This is a genomic window from Burkholderia sp. IMCC1007, from assembly GCF_027257875.1.
GTDB lineage: Bacteria > Pseudomonadota > Gammaproteobacteria > Burkholderiales > Burkholderiaceae > Burkholderia.
In genome coordinates this window covers 1-16052 of sequence record NZ_JAPVQY010000030.1, presented here as the reverse complement: position 1 = coordinate 16052, position 16052 = coordinate 1, and the positions used below count along the sequence as shown (strand labels likewise).

Sequence of the window (16052 nt, the reverse complement as noted above, 5' to 3'; positions counted from 1 at the left end):
GACGTTGCCTATTGAGCGCATGCCGCGACGGTGCCGGCAGCCGCATCGGCCGCCAACGTGGCTGGCGATACGTGGCTCTCCACGCTCGGACGTTGATGCGGGTGCTCGACCAGGGCCCCCGCCTCGACCAAGGCATTGATCTCCGACATGCTCATGCCCAGCTCAGCGAATACATCGGCGTTGTGTTCGCCGCGAAATGCAGGAGCGGACGGCGCATCCAGCTCGTCCGAGGAGAATCGCCATGGCCGCCCATGCAGGCGATAGGTGCCGCCGTGGCGGTCAGGCACGTCGATGACGGCGCCCCAGTACTCCGCCCATTCAGTTTCCGCCGCATCCTGCATGGTGCGGATCTCACCGATCGCGATCTTCGACTCGTCCAGCTGGGCATCAAGCGAGGCCATGTCGCGAAAGGTCAACATCCATGTTTGGACGATGGCATGAAGCGTGTCGTAGTTCTGAGCACGAAGTGCCGCAGTCGCGAAACGGGGATCGCTTCCGAGATCATTACGGCGCATCGCACGCAGATACTGCGTGAACGTCAGGCTCCCGACCAGGCTTGCCGGCGTGAGGAAACGCTCGCCCTGCGGGCCGACAAAGAATGCGCCATCGGTGGCGCCGAGGATGGCCGGTTCCGCGCCCGTATCGATGCCCGCAATGTCTACGTGCGCGCGCTCATTGATCGCCATCATGACGGCAGCCATTGCGACGTCGATGTACTGACCGTGCCCGGTCACCTCCCTCCGATGCACAGCGGCCAGCACCGCAATGGTGGCCTGCAGGCCCGCATAGACATCGGCATGCGATAGCGGGTCGGGTCTCAGCCTGGCGAGCGCATCGCCATAGTGGCGCAATGTGTTGTGCGTGAAGCCGATCTCTGCCTGCACGGTTGGCGCATAGGCCATGCGTGATGCCCAGGGTCCCGCCTGGCCATACCCGGAGATCGACACGTAGATCAACCTCGGGTTGATCTTCGAAATTTCCTCGTAGTCGAGTCCAAAGAATTTCAGGGTGCCCGCGCGGAAGTTCTCGACAAAGATGTCCGCATCCTCGCAGAGCTTCAACACGAGTTCGCGCGCGCCGCGCACGTTGAGATCGATGCTGACGTTGCGCTTGCCGACATTCTGCTGCGCGTAGTAGCCCGACATGCCATCGGTGCAGGGAAAGGAAAAGCGCGAGACATCGGGCCGCGGCGGTTCGACTTTGATGACTTCCGCGCCTAGGTCGGCCAACGTGCGTGCACACAGCGGCCCCGCCAATACGCGCGACAGATCGACGACCTTCAGCCCTTGCAGTGGTCCGGCCATGATCAGCACCCCTCGAATTTAGCCATGCCGGGTCCTTCCGCCAGGAAGGACTTGAGCCCGATCTCGACGTCCCGGGATGCCCAAATCGCCTTCTGCAATTCGCCCATCGCCAAGTCAGCCGCCCGTACACCCTCGTTGGCTGCAATGGCTGCGATCTGCTTGGTTACCCTATGCGCAACCGTCGGCCCATTTGCGAATTCCTGAGCCACCGAAAGGGTTGCCGATTCCAGGTCGTCGTCCGCAACGACCAAATTGATGAGGCCCCACCGTTCGAGTGTTTCCGCGTCGTATCGGCGTCCGAGCATCGACATCTCCTTGGCACGTGCGAGACCGATGCGCTGTACCTGCCGCTGGATCGCGCCCATCAGTGGATTCAATCCCAGCGCGCTTTCGACCGAACCGAGCTTGGCCGATCTCGCCGCGATCACATAGTCGGAAGCGAGTGCCAATTCAAGCCCCCCTCCCAGACAGGCGCCGTTGACGCTCGCCACGATCGGGACCGGAAGCGATTCGAACGCGCTCAGTACATCGATGGGCGTCATCGCCTCCTCTGCACTGCCTGCCTGCCCCTCCGGCTCGAACCCTTTGGCGGCTTGAATGAGACCGTTGAATTGGTCGACGTCCGCACCTGCGCAGAAGTGCCTCAAGTTGCTGCGAAGCACGATGGCGCGGCTGCCTGCTTCGACAGCCTCACGCATCGCCGCCACCAAGGGGGCGAGCAACGTCTCGTTCATTAGGTTGTACGGCATGTAGTTCATGGACAGCACCGTCACGTACCCGTGCTTTTCCTTAAGAACAATGTCCTCGCTCATCCGATTTCTCCTTGTCTTTCGAGTATCTTATCGCTGCTAAGATTGGATGAAGGTTAGGTTTTCGGTAGACCGACGTCAACCACGGGCTTTCCCTAAACAACCGCGCCTCTCCTTGTTTTATTTGCTCATACGGAAAGCCGCGAGCATTGGTCTGGGAGTCTTACCGATGCTAAGATTCAACCCATCCGCTCGACTGGCGAGGAGCCGTTCTTCGAACGCTGTCGGTCAAGATGCGCACTCCTTCGGCAGAAATGCCCAGACATTTTTCGTCATGGATAAATCAAAGAAAAAGGCTACCGCTGACCCTACTGCACTTGAGCCGATCAATTCCTCGGCGAAGCGCGCGACAGGTGCCGTCAGGAAAACGTCGCGGCCGCCCAAGGCGCCCGCGCCCACGTATCACCATGGCGACTTGCGCAACGCGTTGATCACCGAGGGCCGCCGCGTACTCGAGGAGGTAGGGCTTCAAGGTTTGAGCCTGCGCGAGGTAGCGCGCTCGGTGGGGGTGTCGGTCGCGGCACCGTTTCATCACTTCGGGGATAAGGAAGGCTTGCTCGCAGCGATCGCAGCGAACGGCTTCACCGAATTGGCCGCGCTACGCAGCGCAATCGCCGCATCCACGGCAGATCCGCTGCAACGGACGTACCGAACGATGGAGTGTTATGTCGACTTCGCCGAGCGGCACAAGGGACTGTTCAATCTGATGGTCGGGCCGCGAATCCTCGAACGGGAAGACGCTAAAGAGCTGGTCGAGTCGGTCATGTCGTCGTTCGACTTGTTTGCGTCTGCAGTCTGCGACTACGCGCGCACCCAGGGATGGGCGCAAAACGACTTGGATCTGGTGGTTCACGCCGCGTGGTCCGTCGAGCATGGCCTCGCGATGCTGCTGCTGAACGATCGCATTCCCACTTGGGGATACAAAATGGATATCAAAAAAATGGCGCTCCCGTTCTCTATTTCGCTATTGCTGAACGGCATCGCCGCTGGCCCGAAGAGCCTGGCCACCATCGCAAGCCAGCTCGGGCCGGCTGGAAAGCGGCTTCTCGACCGCGACCCCACGAACCGAAAGACTCGGTAACGAGTCGAGCTCATGCAACGGAGAAGGGTGTTCTACGATGAGGCACCACTGGCGCCCACGCCGGCATCGCCAAGATGCTAGCCGGCTCAAGACGCCGCGCAATTGGCATTACGCGGCTTTAAGACATTGGTATTGCGGCTGAGACGGCACCACGCTCCACGTGCCATCAGGCGCTTGAAAAAAGAGGATCACCAAAGGTCCCGACGGGCGGTGCACCTCGACCGACACATACCGGCCGCCCTCGCGACAATTGCCTCTGGTCACCCTCGCCGGCTTCGCCGAAGCCAGCGCCAACCACTTCTGAACCAGCAGGCGCAACGACCGCTCGCCTTTATCCACGATATTCCCCTTCACCGCAGCACTATCGGAAGACCACGCTCCGACGACATCTGAATAGGAGCAACGTAACCTAATCTTATCACCGCTAAGATTAAGAACAATCCGGGTTATCCCGCTAGATGCGGTTCAGGGGTGAAGGGTGGGGGGAGCCTGCTGAAACGGAGCGGCCCTTGCACGGCCGCTCCAGCGCATCCTATCAAAGCGTCGCCACAGCGCCCGCTTCTGACGACCGGGGGAGCGCGCTCGTCAGGCGGCCGTGGATCAACTTCTCCGCCTCCGACACGATCCGCTCGATGAGTTCTTTGACCGTGGGTATATCGTTGATCAGGCCGGCAGCCAAGCCGCAGCTCCACGCGCCCGCATCCATCTGCCCTTCGACCATCACTTTGGGGTAGACGCCCGCCACCTGCTCGTAGATATCGCCGATGACGAGCTTGTCACCCTTCTCCCGCTCGATTTCCAGCAGACGATCGACACCGGCATTCTTGAGCACGCGCTCAGTGTTCTTCATGCCGCGCATGACCAGTCTCGTATCGAGTTCAGTTGCCCCGACAATCGCCTGCTTGACGCTTTCATGCACAGGCGCTTCCTTGGTGGCAACAAAACGCGTACCCATGTTGATCCCGTCGGCACCCAACGCCAGTGCCGCGACAAGGCCCCGTCCGTCGGCCACGCCCCCTGAAGCCACGAACGGGACTTTGAGTTCCTGAGCGGCCCGCGGCAACAGAATCATGTTGGGTATGTCGTCTTCCCCCGGATGCCCCCCGCACTCGAAGCCGTCCACGCTTACGGCGTCGCAACCGATGCGTTCAGCCTTCAAGGCGTGTCGAACCGACGTGCACTTGTGGACCACTTTGATGCCGGCCGCCTTCATGGCCGGCATATGCTCCTCGGGGCTGCGCCCGGCCGTCTCGACGATCCGCACGCCACTCTCCGCGATGGCGGCAATGTACTCGGGGTACGGCGGCGCGGAAAAGGAAGGCAGAAAGGTCAGGTTCACACCGAACGGCTTATCGGTCATATCCCGGCATCTGGCAATCTCCTTGGCGAGCAGTTCAGGTGTCTTCTGCGTCAATCCCGTGATAAGCCCAAGGCCGCCTGCATTGGAGACGGCGGCGGCGAGTTCCGCAAACCCGACATAGTGCATGCCTCCCTGGATGATCGGATAGGCAATGCCGAAGAGTTCGGTGATACGTGTCTTCATGAGAAATTCCTATTGTTTAGCATTCCGGCAGACGACGCCAAGCCCCGGCCGCTGCAGCCGCGCCGAAGGCGGCGGCCAACACGCAGCCAATGCGCAGCTACTACCTTTGAAGTCAGCATCGCTCCAGGCACAGGGCGATCCCCTGTCCACCGCCAATGCATAGCGAAACCACCGCTTTGCGCGCGCGGGTGCGCTCGAGCGCGTGCGCAACCTTCGTGATGAGGATCGCGCCGGTGGCGCCGATTGGATGTCCGTGTGCAATCGCGCCGCCATCGATATTGAATTTCGACGGATCGATGCCGAGCTCGTCACGCACGGCGATCCCTACGGCGGCAAAGGCCTCATTGACCTCGTAACGATCAACGTCCTGCGCATTCCACCCTGCCCGGCCGAGTGCCAGCCGCACGTCAGGAAGCGGCCCAAGTCCAAACAAGCCCGGTTCGACTCCTGCGATGCCGATACCGCGAATCGTGAGCATAGGCTGTAACGCGTGCGCGCGAGCCACGTTCTCGTCGCAAACGATCATCGCGGCAGCACCCGCGTTCACGCCGGGAGAATTGCCCGCGGTAATCGTCCCATCCGGACGGAAGGCCGGCTTAAGTTTGGCAAGCGTCTCAGGCGTCGTTTCGGGCCGGTTGGCTTCATCCTCCGAGAACTGAATCGCGGCCCCCTTGAGCCCCTTCACCGTCAGCGGTTCGATCTCGGCTTCGAACCAGCCGGCAGCCTTGGCTTTGGCGAAACGCTGCTGGCTTTGCGCCGCGAATGCATCTTGGGCCTCGCGCGTGATCCCGAATTTCAGCACGAGATCCTCGGTGTGCCAGCCCGAATGCTTGCCCGAAAATGCATCGTTCAGTCCGTCGAACAGAATCGAATCCACGGCCTCCGTGTTGCCCATGCGCGCCCCGGAACGCAGTCCGGGCAATAAGTACGGCGCTCGCTCCATGTTCTCGGTCCCGCCAGCGATAACCAGCCGCGAAAGACCACTTGCGATTTCGGCATAGGCCGTCGCCACCGCCTGCACGCCCGAACCGCACACCCGATTGACCGTCATCGCGGGAGCTGTCACGGGCAAGCCCCCATGAATGGCGGCTTGCCGCGCGATATTCATCCCGTTGCCGGCTTGCACGACATTGCCGATCACGACCGAGTCCACTCGCTCGGGATCGAGTCGGGCGCGGCGCAGCGTCGCAGCAATGGCATGCGCACCCAGCATCGCGGCCGATGTGCTCTTCAGCGAGCCTCCGAAACTGCCGATAGCCGTACGAACTGGCGCGCAAATAACGATGTCCTTGCTCATGGTGATCCTTATCTGATTGCGTGATCTCTATGGAGCCAGCCCTGCTTCAGAGGTCTTCCCTCACCGGCATCCAGCAGCTTGCCTTCAATCTTAACAATGCTAAGATCGAACGAGATTAGGCCCCCTGACACCTTTCCGTCAATCGCGGGCTTTCCCTAGATAAAGGAGCGTTTCGTTGTTTCCGCCTTCCCGTTCCCCCAGGAGGCGGGCAGCCTTGCCGAGGTACAATCCGTCAGCAGCAAGCGCCCCTATTCTCATTGCCTCGCCGACATGCCCGCCACCGGTTCAACGTCCAAGACCCCGAAGCAACAACGCTCTTTCGCGACCAAGGAACGGCTGACCGAAGCGACGGTACAACTGCTCGGCGAGGTGGGCGAAGCGGGTGTGACCCATCGTGCCGTTGCAGAGCGCGGCAACGTTTCCCTTGCCTCGACCACCTACTACTACGATTCGAAAGACAGTTTGCTAGCCGATGCGTCCGCATCGCTATTGACGAACTATGTGGACAGATTCCACCAGTTCGCGGCAAGGCAACTTGCGCAAGTCGAGGGACGTGTCTCCCTGGAAGCGTTCTTCGCACGTCTGTTGCGTCGTGCGACCGGCAAGGACCGGCTACTCACGATCGCTTGGTGCGAGATCTTGCTGGCGTGCGCCCGCCACCCCGAAACGCGGGCACTCGCACGAACGTGGTATGCCAATCTTCAAGAGATCTGGACCGAGATCTTTGCGGTGCTGGGCGCCAGCACGGATCCGCTCGACGTGCAGACCGCCATCGACCGCACTGTTGGTCTGCTGTTCATCGTGGTGCCACTGGGCTTACCCCCAGAGCAAGCCGAAGCGGCACTGAGGATGGGCCTGGATCCAGCCCTGATCGATTCACTGCCACCCGCACCGCCCATTGCGCCCGCCACTGAAAGCCGCAAAGCCCGTGAGACAAGAGAGCAACTGCTTGACGCCGCGAAGCGCATCATGGCGACGCAGGGTGCCGCCGCCGTGACCGGTCGCGCGGTAGCCGCTGAGGCCGGGCTCGCGGCGGGCACGCCTGCGAACTACTTCAAGCCCATATCGACGCTCGTTGACGCGGCCAGAGAAGAACTCTATGAGGCGGCCAAAGCGCGATATCGAGAGGGGGTGTCGCAAATCGACCCACGCCCCCTGTCGTTCGAGCAAGTGGTCGACCTCAGTGCGGCGGTTCTTGTGCGAGAGGTCACTCAATACAGTGGACTCAACATAGCAACGCTGTCTGTCGAGGTTGAAGCCGCCCGCCAGCCGGCGCATAGAAGTATGGTCGGCAAATGGTTCATCGACAGGACCCGCGGGTGGCTTCGCCTGCTCTCGCATACCGATGTCCGCACGCAACCGGCGGATGCACTGAAGGCATGCGCACTCTACAACGGCATCGCGGTTCGACTGCTCTCCACCGGCGCGGACTCTCTAGCGATCTCCCAAGTGCGCTCGGAATTCTGGCTGGGGCTTCAGCCGCATGCCCGGTAGACCATTCGGGCACGCCATAAATTCGTACAAACGATCATAAATGTGTTGACCGTCGTTTGATGTGCGCCTACGATTCATGCATCGGCGCGCACAATTGCGTGCCGTTATTCACCGGTCATCTATCATTTTGAAATTGGTACAAACGAGCAGTTTTCGCTGAGATTGACTCTCCGAATGAGAGCTGGCCTAGCGTTGACCTCATTACCTGGCTCGATGGCGCGAAGATCGGATGGATATTTGAGAGCTGGCCAATCTTCAGGCCAGTGCACGTCGACTTCTCACCATAGGTTCGTACCATGACAATCAATTTGACCAATCGGGTCGCCGTCGTTACCGGCGCGGGCGCAGGGCTGGGACGTGAACATGCGCTGTTATTGGCGCGCTTGGGCGCCAAAGTCATGGTCAATGATTTGGGTAGTGATGTCCACGGCAAGAGCGGCTCGGGGTCGGCTGCTCAGAAGGTCGTGGAAGAAATCAAGGCACTCGGGGGCGAAGCGGTTGCCAACGGCGCGTCGGTCACTGACTTCCAAGCCGTTCGGAAAATGATTGACGACACCGTCGAGCGTTGGGGCCGTGTCGACATTTTGGTCAACAATGCCGGCATCCTGCGCGACAAGACCTTCAGCAAGATGGAGCTGGCGGATTTCCGCGACGTCCTCGAAGTCCACCTGATGGGGGCCGTCAATTGCACAAAGGCGGTCTGGGATCTGATGCGTGAACAGAAATACGGACGCATTGTCATGACGACTTCCTCGTCGGGTCTGTATGGCAATTTCGGGCAGGCGAACTATGGTGCAGCGAAGCTCGCGCTCGTCGGCCTGATGCAAACACTCGCGCTCGAAGGCGCAAAGTACGATATCCGCGTCAACTGCATTGCGCCCACCGCCGGCACGCGCATGCTCGAGGGCCTCATGCCGCAGGCGATGCTCGACGCACTCTCGCCTGCCGCGGTCAGCCCTGCCATCGGTGTTCTCGTCGGCGAAGACGCCCCCACGCGTATGATTCTCTGCGCCGGCGCCGGCAGCTTCGAAACTGCCAATATCACGCTGACACCAGGCCTTCATCTCGGCATGGGTGACGACGTCACCCATGAGCTCGCGCAGCGCCTGCCGGAAATCCTGGACCGTCACGGTGAAATCGTCCCTGCGGCGGGCTCTGTTCAGGGCGATGTCGAACTTTCCAAGGCCGGCTTCTCTATGCAGAGTGCTGGAGCGGAACTTGTTCGCGCATAAACGCTTTCACGGCGCTTATCCGCGTCTTGTCGCACTGCAATTGGGAAGCTGGCGATGAACACACTGACTCTGGAAGCATTCTCCGCGTTAGAGGGAAAGGAACTGGGCGTATCCGATTGGATACTGGTAAGCCAAGAGAGCATTAATGCCTTTGCTGATGCGACTCGGGATTGGCAATACATCCACGTGGACGAAAAGGCGGCCCGCACTGGCCCATTCGGCGGGACGATCGCACACGGGTTTCTGACCTTGTCGTTGTTATCGGCTATGTCCGCCGGGATCATCCCGAAGCTTGCGGGTACAACCTCGTCCGTGAACTACGGCTTCAACAGCCTGCGGTTCGTCAGCCCCGTGAGGAGCGGCGAACACATCAGAGGCCGATTTGGTCTGAAAGCGATCACCCGCCGCAGCGAAAACAGCTACCAGCTAACTGTGAACGTCTCCGTCGAAACCGAGCAGAAAGTAAAACCCGCACTCGTCGGCGAGTGGGTGATTATTGCCAACGTCTAAGCCGATTGCAGGGCCGACGGCCGGCTAGCTACCGCCAGTTTCACGGCATCGACCGGCCCCGCATGAACCTCCATCATTGGACACCATGTCAAGCAATCTGATTCTCTCGCGTCGAGACCTCGATTTCATTCTGTTCGACTGGCTGCGTATTGATTCGCTCAGCCAGCGAGCCCGATACGCAGGGCAGGACCGCTTCGACTACGAATCGGTTCTCGACGTCTATAGCAAGCTGGCCTCGGAGCTTTTCGCGCCGCATAACAAAAAGAACGACCACGTAGAACCCTCGTTTGACGGCGAGCACGTCACCGTCAATACCGAAGTTGGAGTGGCGCTGAAGGCATTTGCCGAAGCGGGCCTCGTTTCGGCGGGTTTCCCATCGGAGTGGAACGGCATGAGCCTGCCTTCCGTTGTCGAACGTGCGGGCATGGCCTATCTGATGGCCGCCAATCCCGGTACGGCCGGGTACGCGTTTCTGACGATCGCCAACGCCAACCTGCTCATGACGTATGGAGATCGCCACAAAGTGGCGCCGTACATCGACGGCATGGCCGCGGGCCGATTCTTCGGTACGATGTGCCTCTCTGAGCCGCAAGCTGGCTCCAGCCTCGCTGATATCCGCACGAAGGCGGTCCCCTCTGCAGACGGTCGCTACCGGCTCTTCGGCAACAAGATGTGGATCTCCGGTGGCGATCACCAGATTTCGGAGAACATCGTCCACCTCGTGCTGGCGAAGATTCCCGACGAAGACGGGAAACTACCGCCAGGGGTGCAAGGTATTTCGCTCTTCACCGTTCCGCGCCGTCTGTTCCATGCGGACGGCACGCTGGGCCAGCGTAACGACGTTACCCTGGCCGGTATCAACCACAAGATGGGGTACCGGGGCACAGTGAACTGCCTCCTGAACTTCGGAGAAGGCCGTTATCAACCCGACGGCGAGGCAGGTGCAATTGGCGATCTCGTGGGAGAACCGGGCCGGGGACTGGCCTATATGTTCCACATGATGAACGAGGCGCGGATTACCGTCGGCCTGAGTGCAGCCGCACTCGGCTATACCGGCTTTCTTCACGCTCTCGATTACGCCAAGACCCGCCTTCAAGGCCGCCTGCGCAGTGAACGCGATCCGGCCACGAAGCCGGTGGCAATCGTGCAGCATGCCGACGTCCGTCGGATGCTGCTCGCACAGAAGACATACGCGTCCGGCGCGCTTGCGTTGTGCCTCTACGCGGCGAAACTGAACGACGACGTTCATTCGCTGGACGATGTCAAAGCGCGCGAAGATGCCCAGTTGCTGTTGGATCTTCTCACGCCGATCGTTAAAAGCTGGTCGTCCGAATGGGGCTTGGCGGCGAACGACCTTGCCATCCAAGTCCATGGTGGTTACGGCTACACGCGTGAGTACAACGTCGAACAGTTCTATCGGGACAACCGGCTCAACCCCATTCACGAGGGTACCTTCGGCGTCCACGCGCTCGACTTGCTCGGGCGAAAAACACAGATTCGCGATGGGGCTGCCGTACGTCTGCTCCAAGCACGCGTGTTCGAGACGATCGCGACTGCCTCGACAACGGCGTCCCTTAAGGCACACGCCGAAAAGCTGAGTGCAATCTGGAATCGGCTTAGTGAAGTCACCGAGAAGCTTAATTGCCTCGAAGACATTGACCTGAGGTTGGCTAACGCCGCACCTTATCTCGAAGCATATGGTCACGTCGTAGTCGGATGGCTTTTACTCGATCAGGCTATCGCGGCCGCGCAGCTTATGGACGATACCGCGAACAGTGACTTCTATCGCGGAAAGCTTGCAAGCTGCGACTATTACTTTGGCTGGGAAATGCCCAAGGTCGAATCTTGGCTTGCCGTCCTCGATCCCGTGGAAACGACACCGCTCACCATGGCGATCGAGTGGTTCTGACGCGAAGGCACATACGGTTTGGCCTGCCAGGACGGTCCTTAACCCGGACCACTATACGTCGAACGCGTTCATTCTCATTTAATGATCCGATACAACCGAGTGGAGCTCCAGCATGAGAGCAGTGCAGCAGCTGTTTGATTTGACCGGCAAGACAGCGTTAGTGACGGGTGGCTCACGCGGCCTCGGGCTTCAAATTGCCGAAGCGCTCGGCGAGCAAGGCGCACGGCTCGTCGTGACGTCACGCAAGCAGGCAGACCTCGACGAAGCGGTGGCGCATCTCACGCGGAAGGGCATTCACGCCAGCTCGATCTCCGCGAATCTGGGCGACGAGCAATCGATTACGCCGCTGGTCGATGCCGTGCTCGCACAGATCGGGCACATCGATATTCTGGTCAACAACGCGGGAGCTACCTGGAATGCCGCGGCGGAAGACTATCCTCCCGAGGCGTGGGACAAGGTGATGAACCTCAACGTGCGCAGCGTCTTTCTGCTATCCAAGGAGATCGGAAAGCGCACGATGATTCCCCGAAGGTATGGACGCGTCATCAACGTCGCCTCCATTACCGGTTTTGGCGGCAATGCACCGGGAACGATGCAAACGCTCGCCTATAACACTTCGAAGGGTGCGCTGATTAACTTCACGCGCACGCTGGCTGGCGAATGGGGCCAATATGGCATCACCGTCAATGCGCTGGCGCCTGGTTTCTTTCCCACCAAGCTCACCCACGGCTTTCTCGAAGACAGCGCGAATGGTTCACTGGTGGCGCGCTCGCCGCTCCAGCGACTCGGCGACGAAGAAGATCTGAAGGGCGCGACCGCCCTTTTTGCGTCGGATGCAGGCAAGCACATTACCGGCCAAGTGCTGGCGATCGACGGCGGCGTCTCCGCAATTATCTGAGCGCGACGTCAATGCCCCTGCGCACCGCATAACCTCGGGAATGAATCGATGCGCCTGTAAGCCAGCTCAGTATGGGCGCGAGTTGGCCAGCGATGCCGGTGTAACGATGCAGGAACTCAGCGTTTCAATATCTCACGTTACCGAGATCATGCACGAGATCGCCGCCGCTTCCATTGAGAAAAGCCGGGGCATCGATCAAATTGGCTAGCGGTCGCGCTGATGGACAGGAGGACTCAGCAGAATGCCACGCTGGCTGAGGGGTCTACAGCTTCCGCGCGATTGCTCGAGGATCAAGCCAGGGCAACTGCACAAGCAATCGACGCCTTCGAGCTTCACGACACGGCGCAGTTAATTTAGACATCCAACACGGTAAGCAATCAGGAGCCACGCCATGAGCATAAGCAGTATCGGTAGCAGCGCATTGGTCAATATCACGATCGCGGATAGCGTGGCCGATGTGCGCCTGAACCGCCCCGAGAAGATGAACGCACTGAATCCCGCCATGTTTGACGCAATCATCGCGGTGGGTGAACATCTTGCGAAGGCGCCCGACGTGCACGCGATCGTGCTTTCGGGAAATGGCAAAGCCTTCTGTGCGGGCCTCGACCTGGAGAGCATGGCCGCACTTGCGCAAGCGAGCGGGAAGACGCCGCTGGTCGAACGAACGCACGGCGTCAGCAACGATTTCCAGTATCTCTGCACGCTATGGCGCGAACTGCCCGTGCCAGTCATTGCCGCCTTGCGCGGCGTGGCGTACGGCGGAGGGCTGCAACTCGCGCTGGGCGCTGATTTGCGCTATGTGGCGCCCGACGCCCGCCTTTCGATGATGGAAACGAAATGGGGCATCGTCCCCGATATGGGCGGCATGGTGCTCACTCGCGATCTGATCCGCGACGACCGGTTACGCGAACTGATCTATACCGCACGTATCGTCGGGGCCGCGGAAGCCGTCGAACTGGGGCTCGCCACGCGCGTGACCAGTGATCCCCTTGCGCTCGCACTCGACGCCGCACGGGAGATCGCGCAGAAGAGCCCCGACGCAATTCGCGCCGCGAAGCATCTGATGCAGGTGGCCTCGCGCGGCGACGCGGCAGCGACTCTGCTGGCCGAATCCGCCGAACAGGAAATGCTGATCGGCGGTGCAAACCAACGCGAAGCGGTGGCAGCGAATCTCGAAAGGCGTGCGCCTCGCTTCGCGCCTGCAGAGCCGCGCACAAAAAAGTGATGCGGTCTCGTTCCGGCCGCTCAGACGCATGTGCCATTGACAACTGCACGGTCGAGGAGACACCGCGCAGTGCGCTAAGCCGATGCAAGTGTCGTCCCGACATGTCGTTCTCCTTTCCTACCCACAAAACCCAACCCGCTACCCATGTTTCATCGGGAGATTGTCGGGAGCCTTGGCGGAAGGCAGCCGACTACAACGATCGCTCGCGCAGCCCCGCCAGGTAAGACTCCCGCAGTTGCAGATAGCCTCCTACCCACCATCCTACCCATATTGGGCTCAGCGGCAATCCAATATCGGCCGCAACGCCCGATCCCCAGGCGGGTCATGGTCCTTCGAGCATACCTGGCGTATTCGGGATATTGACCTAAATACACGAATGTCTTGCCAGTTCAAGCCTGGCAATCGACGCGCGGTGTACCTCCAGCAGGATACGTCACTGCGATAGATTCCAATCGAAGCGACAACTGCGTGAGCCACTCGCGCCGTTCGCCGTCATACGTGTGTCGGTTGTAGACGCCGATGATTCCAGGCTGTACATGACCGAGGACCGCCTCGGCGATTTCATTGGGACATCCCAGCATTGCAAGCAGAGTCCGAGATGTACGTCGAAGATCATGGGCTGACCAATGCGTGACCGGCAAACGCGGCCGGTCATGTTTCGGCGCGATCTTGCAATATGGTTGATGATAATAGACGCCGTGCTGGACCACGGTCTGGTCCATCGCCGTTCCGCGCGACGAAGGAAACAAAAAGGTTCCCTTCGCCTGATCGAGGCGCCGTCGCACAACAACCTCAGCACGACCTATGAGCGGCACGCGCAGATCCGTTGCCCTCTCGTTTTGCAACCCCTTGGTCTTGTGTTTCGGGATAGTCCACCCAAGACCGTCCGCTTCCTCCGCCACCTCGGAACTCTCCATGGCGACGATCTCGCCACCCCTCGTGCCGGTCCAAAGATAGAGCGTCAGCGCATCAGCGACAGTCAAACTGAAATTCGGCAGCCAGCGGATCAATGTGCCGAGTTCATCCACCGAGAGCACTCGTTTCTGCGTCCCCGTGTATTTTCCCTCGACCTTGCGGCCCTTGCTCTTCAATCGCCCCTTTAAAACATCCTTCCACCAATTCGCAGTGGTGTCGGGAAGGCGCCCGGCATCAAGCGCATAGTTCCAGGCACCACCAAGCTCCATGCGAAGGCGCGCCGCGAGAACAGGCGTCGACCTATATGAATCGAGAAAATCGAACGCCTGGGCGCGTGTGATGGTCGCCGCGCTAGCGTCTGCAATAGGCCCCAGCATCGCCTTGAATATACGGGCGACCTCGACTGCTCCCTTCGTCTTCCGATTTGGTTCTACATGACCTTCCAGATAGTCGCGGCACAGTTCCCTGACGGTGTAGCTGGTCGGTGACGGACGAGCAGCCGCCTCTTCCCGCTTTCGACGTGGAACGGAAAGCTCGGCGCCAGAATCGCGCTCGGCACGACTCTTTTCCCACACGGAGATCGCTGTAGCGAATGCCATCGCGGGCCACTCGCCGAGCTTCACCTGCCGCATGCGGCCGTCGACCGGCGATTTGTAGCGATACGTCCACGATTTGCGACTCGCGGAAACCTGAAGGCGAAGCCCGGGAAATCCCTCAAAGGTCATGTGCTCGCCGTTCGGCAGCTTGGCGACGATACGGGCATCAAAGCGCATTCTTCCCTCGGCGTAGGTTAGCCCGCCGGTCACCGCAACACCGATCAATCCACCCATCGTTCGCAGCGCTCGAACTGAGGCAGTCGCGATGCCAACCTGTGCAGGTCCGGCCAGCTGATGGCCAATGATCGTCCAAGCCCGAAAACGTAAACCGAAGGCAATCCCAAGCAACGCGACGAGGTCCGTCGTCATTCCGGTCGACCCGCCGCGAAATCCGCGACGTCAAACCCACCGACAGCCTCCGGCGATAGCTGCCCGCCCGCATCGCGCAACCACGTTGGGCGAGCGGCGCGCCGGCAAGGCATCGACAAACGCGGCGAGAGCTACATTCCCGGCATGCGCACTAAATCGCGAACTCTCCAACGCGCTGCCGCCCGATTTGCGTCGACTATGCGACAGATACGCGACGCACGATCTACGCTTGATCGATCGACTTGACGACACCACGGTGATCGAAAAATGAAGCCAGGGCGGCCTCAAATCTGAACTGCAACACTCTCGCCAGCCGGTAAAGTCCGCGAATGGCAAAGAGCACGTACCAACAACTGCAACCTGAAGAACGTATGCGAATCGATTTCTGGCGGGACGAGGGATTGAGCTTGCGGGCGATCGCCCGCAAGCTCAATCGTGCACCCTCGACGTTGAGTCGCGAGTTGGCCCGCAACGCGCAGACCAACGGTCTGTACTGCCCACGTGTAGCCCAAGCGTCTCGCAACGCCCGACGGCAAGCCGCCCGACCGCCGTTGAAGCTCGCACGCGATTCGGTTCTTTGGGGGTGTCGTTTGCCAGCGCTTGCGCGAATGCCAGTGGTCGCCTCAGGAGATTGCCGCTACCCTGAAGCGCACCTTCCCCGACGATCCGAGTCTGCACGTGTCCCACGAAACGATTTACAACGCCATCTACGCCCAGCCTCGCGGTGAGTTGCGCCGCGAACTGATTGCCTGCCTGCGCCAGCACCGCAACAAACGCCTGCCGCGATCGCGCGGCACCGATCGGCGAGGGGCGATTCCCGACATGGTCAGCATTCACGTGCGACCGCCCGAGATCAACGACCGCCTCATG

The 16052-nt window shown here is 60.4% G+C and carries 12 protein-coding genes and 1 pseudogene; 8 read left to right on the top strand and 5 right to left on the bottom strand.

Annotated elements, in window-relative coordinates; genetic code table 11:
- Nucleotides 1–8 precede the first annotated feature (8 nt).
- The gene (locus tag O1Q03_RS23425; RefSeq protein WP_269506404.1) at nucleotides 9–1304 is read right to left on the bottom strand and encodes a CaiB/BaiF CoA transferase family protein; all 1296 of its coding nucleotides are present in this window, start codon (nucleotides 1302–1304) and stop codon (nucleotides 9–11) included.
- 2 nt (nucleotides 1305–1306) lie between these two features.
- Nucleotides 1307–2116, bottom strand: a complete 810-nt coding sequence (locus O1Q03_RS23420; protein ID WP_269506403.1) for an enoyl-CoA hydratase/isomerase family protein — start codon at nucleotides 2114–2116, stop codon at nucleotides 1307–1309.
- 166 nt (nucleotides 2117–2282) lie between these two features.
- Between O1Q03_RS23420 and O1Q03_RS23415 the strand changes: the two genes are divergently transcribed.
- Nucleotides 2283–3194 carry a TetR/AcrR family transcriptional regulator gene (locus O1Q03_RS23415; RefSeq protein ID WP_269506402.1) on the top strand — a complete coding sequence of 304 codons (912 nt, stop codon included), beginning with the start codon at nucleotides 2283–2285 and terminating at the stop codon, nucleotides 3192–3194.
- 535 nt (nucleotides 3195–3729) lie between these two features.
- Here O1Q03_RS23415 and O1Q03_RS23410 read toward each other — a convergent pair.
- Nucleotides 3730–4737, bottom strand: a complete 1008-nt coding sequence (locus O1Q03_RS23410; protein WP_269506401.1) for an NAD(P)H-dependent flavin oxidoreductase — start codon at nucleotides 4735–4737, stop codon at nucleotides 3730–3732.
- A 112-nt stretch (nucleotides 4738–4849) separates the two neighbouring features.
- A complete protein-coding gene (locus O1Q03_RS23405) occupies nucleotides 4850–6034 on the bottom strand; it encodes a thiolase family protein (RefSeq protein ID WP_269506400.1) in 1185 nt (394 codons plus the stop codon).
- A 270-nt stretch (nucleotides 6035–6304) separates the two neighbouring features.
- Between O1Q03_RS23405 and O1Q03_RS23400 the strand changes: the two genes are divergently transcribed.
- From O1Q03_RS23400 to O1Q03_RS23375, 6 genes are all read left to right on the top strand, one after another.
- The gene (locus tag O1Q03_RS23400) at nucleotides 6305–7528 is read left to right on the top strand and encodes a TetR family transcriptional regulator (protein WP_269506399.1); all 1224 of its coding nucleotides are present in this window, start codon (nucleotides 6305–6307) and stop codon (nucleotides 7526–7528) included.
- Nucleotides 7529–7824: 296 nt separating this feature from the next.
- Complete coding sequence (locus O1Q03_RS23395; protein ID WP_269506398.1) at nucleotides 7825–8760, top strand: SDR family NAD(P)-dependent oxidoreductase; 936 nt, start codon at nucleotides 7825–7827, stop codon at nucleotides 8758–8760.
- Nucleotides 8761–8814: 54 nt separating this feature from the next.
- Nucleotides 8815–9270 (top strand): MaoC family dehydratase, encoded by a 456-nt coding sequence (locus tag O1Q03_RS23390; RefSeq protein WP_269506397.1) that lies wholly within the window; start codon nucleotides 8815–8817, stop codon nucleotides 9268–9270.
- Between the two features lie 85 nt (nucleotides 9271–9355).
- Nucleotides 9356–11179 carry an acyl-CoA dehydrogenase gene (locus O1Q03_RS23385; RefSeq protein WP_269506396.1) on the top strand — a complete coding sequence of 608 codons (1824 nt, stop codon included), beginning with the start codon at nucleotides 9356–9358 and terminating at the stop codon, nucleotides 11177–11179.
- A 112-nt stretch (nucleotides 11180–11291) separates the two neighbouring features.
- Nucleotides 11292–12077: an SDR family oxidoreductase gene (locus O1Q03_RS23380; RefSeq protein ID WP_269506395.1), complete on the top strand. Its 786-nt coding sequence runs from the start codon at nucleotides 11292–11294 to the stop codon at nucleotides 12075–12077.
- 391 nt (nucleotides 12078–12468) lie between these two features.
- Nucleotides 12469–13302, top strand: coding sequence for a crotonase/enoyl-CoA hydratase family protein (locus O1Q03_RS23375; protein WP_269506394.1), 834 nt, complete (start codon nucleotides 12469–12471; stop codon nucleotides 13300–13302).
- A gap of 389 nt (nucleotides 13303–13691) precedes the next feature.
- On the opposite strand, the gene O1Q03_RS23370 is transcribed toward O1Q03_RS23375, so the two are convergent.
- Complete coding sequence (locus tag O1Q03_RS23370) at nucleotides 13692–14990, bottom strand: tyrosine-type recombinase/integrase (protein ID WP_269506469.1); 1299 nt, start codon at nucleotides 14988–14990, stop codon at nucleotides 13692–13694.
- A 521-nt stretch (nucleotides 14991–15511) separates the two neighbouring features.
- On the opposite strand from O1Q03_RS23370, the pseudogene O1Q03_RS23365 reads away from it, so the two are divergent.
- Nucleotides 15512–16052, top strand: a pseudogene (locus O1Q03_RS23365) (IS30 family transposase); the annotation flags it as partial.

What these genes read in the sequence shown, in the direction of transcription:
- O1Q03_RS23380 (WP_269506395.1), top strand. Translation starts at nt 11,292, where the DNA reads ATGAGAGCAGTGCAGCAGCTGTTTGATTTGACCGGCAAGACAGCGTTA.
- O1Q03_RS23390 (WP_269506397.1), top strand. Translation starts at nt 8,815, where the DNA reads ATGAACACACTGACTCTGGAAGCATTCTCCGCGTTAGAGGGAAAGGAA.
- O1Q03_RS23375 (WP_269506394.1), top strand. Translation starts at nt 12,469, where the DNA reads ATGAGCATAAGCAGTATCGGTAGCAGCGCATTGGTCAATATCACGATC.
- O1Q03_RS23405 (WP_269506400.1), bottom strand. Translation starts at nt 6,034, where the DNA reads ATGAGCAAGGACATCGTTATTTGCGCGCCAGTTCGTACGGCTATCGGC.
- O1Q03_RS23395 (WP_269506398.1), top strand. Translation starts at nt 7,825, where the DNA reads ATGACAATCAATTTGACCAATCGGGTCGCCGTCGTTACCGGCGCGGGC.
- O1Q03_RS23420 (WP_269506403.1), bottom strand. Translation starts at nt 2,116, where the DNA reads ATGAGCGAGGACATTGTTCTTAAGGAAAAGCACGGGTACGTGACGGTG.
- O1Q03_RS23370 (WP_269506469.1), bottom strand. Translation starts at nt 14,990, where the DNA reads ATGCGCTTTGATGCCCGTATCGTCGCCAAGCTGCCGAACGGCGAGCAC.
- O1Q03_RS23410 (WP_269506401.1), bottom strand. Translation starts at nt 4,737, where the DNA reads ATGAAGACACGTATCACCGAACTCTTCGGCATTGCCTATCCGATCATC.
- O1Q03_RS23415 (WP_269506402.1), top strand. Translation starts at nt 2,283, where the DNA reads ATGCTAAGATTCAACCCATCCGCTCGACTGGCGAGGAGCCGTTCTTCG.
- O1Q03_RS23425 (WP_269506404.1), bottom strand. Translation starts at nt 1,304, where the DNA reads ATGGCCGGACCACTGCAAGGGCTGAAGGTCGTCGATCTGTCGCGCGTA.
- O1Q03_RS23400 (WP_269506399.1), top strand. Translation starts at nt 6,305, where the DNA reads ATGCCCGCCACCGGTTCAACGTCCAAGACCCCGAAGCAACAACGCTCT.
- O1Q03_RS23385 (WP_269506396.1), top strand. Translation starts at nt 9,356, where the DNA reads ATGTCAAGCAATCTGATTCTCTCGCGTCGAGACCTCGATTTCATTCTG.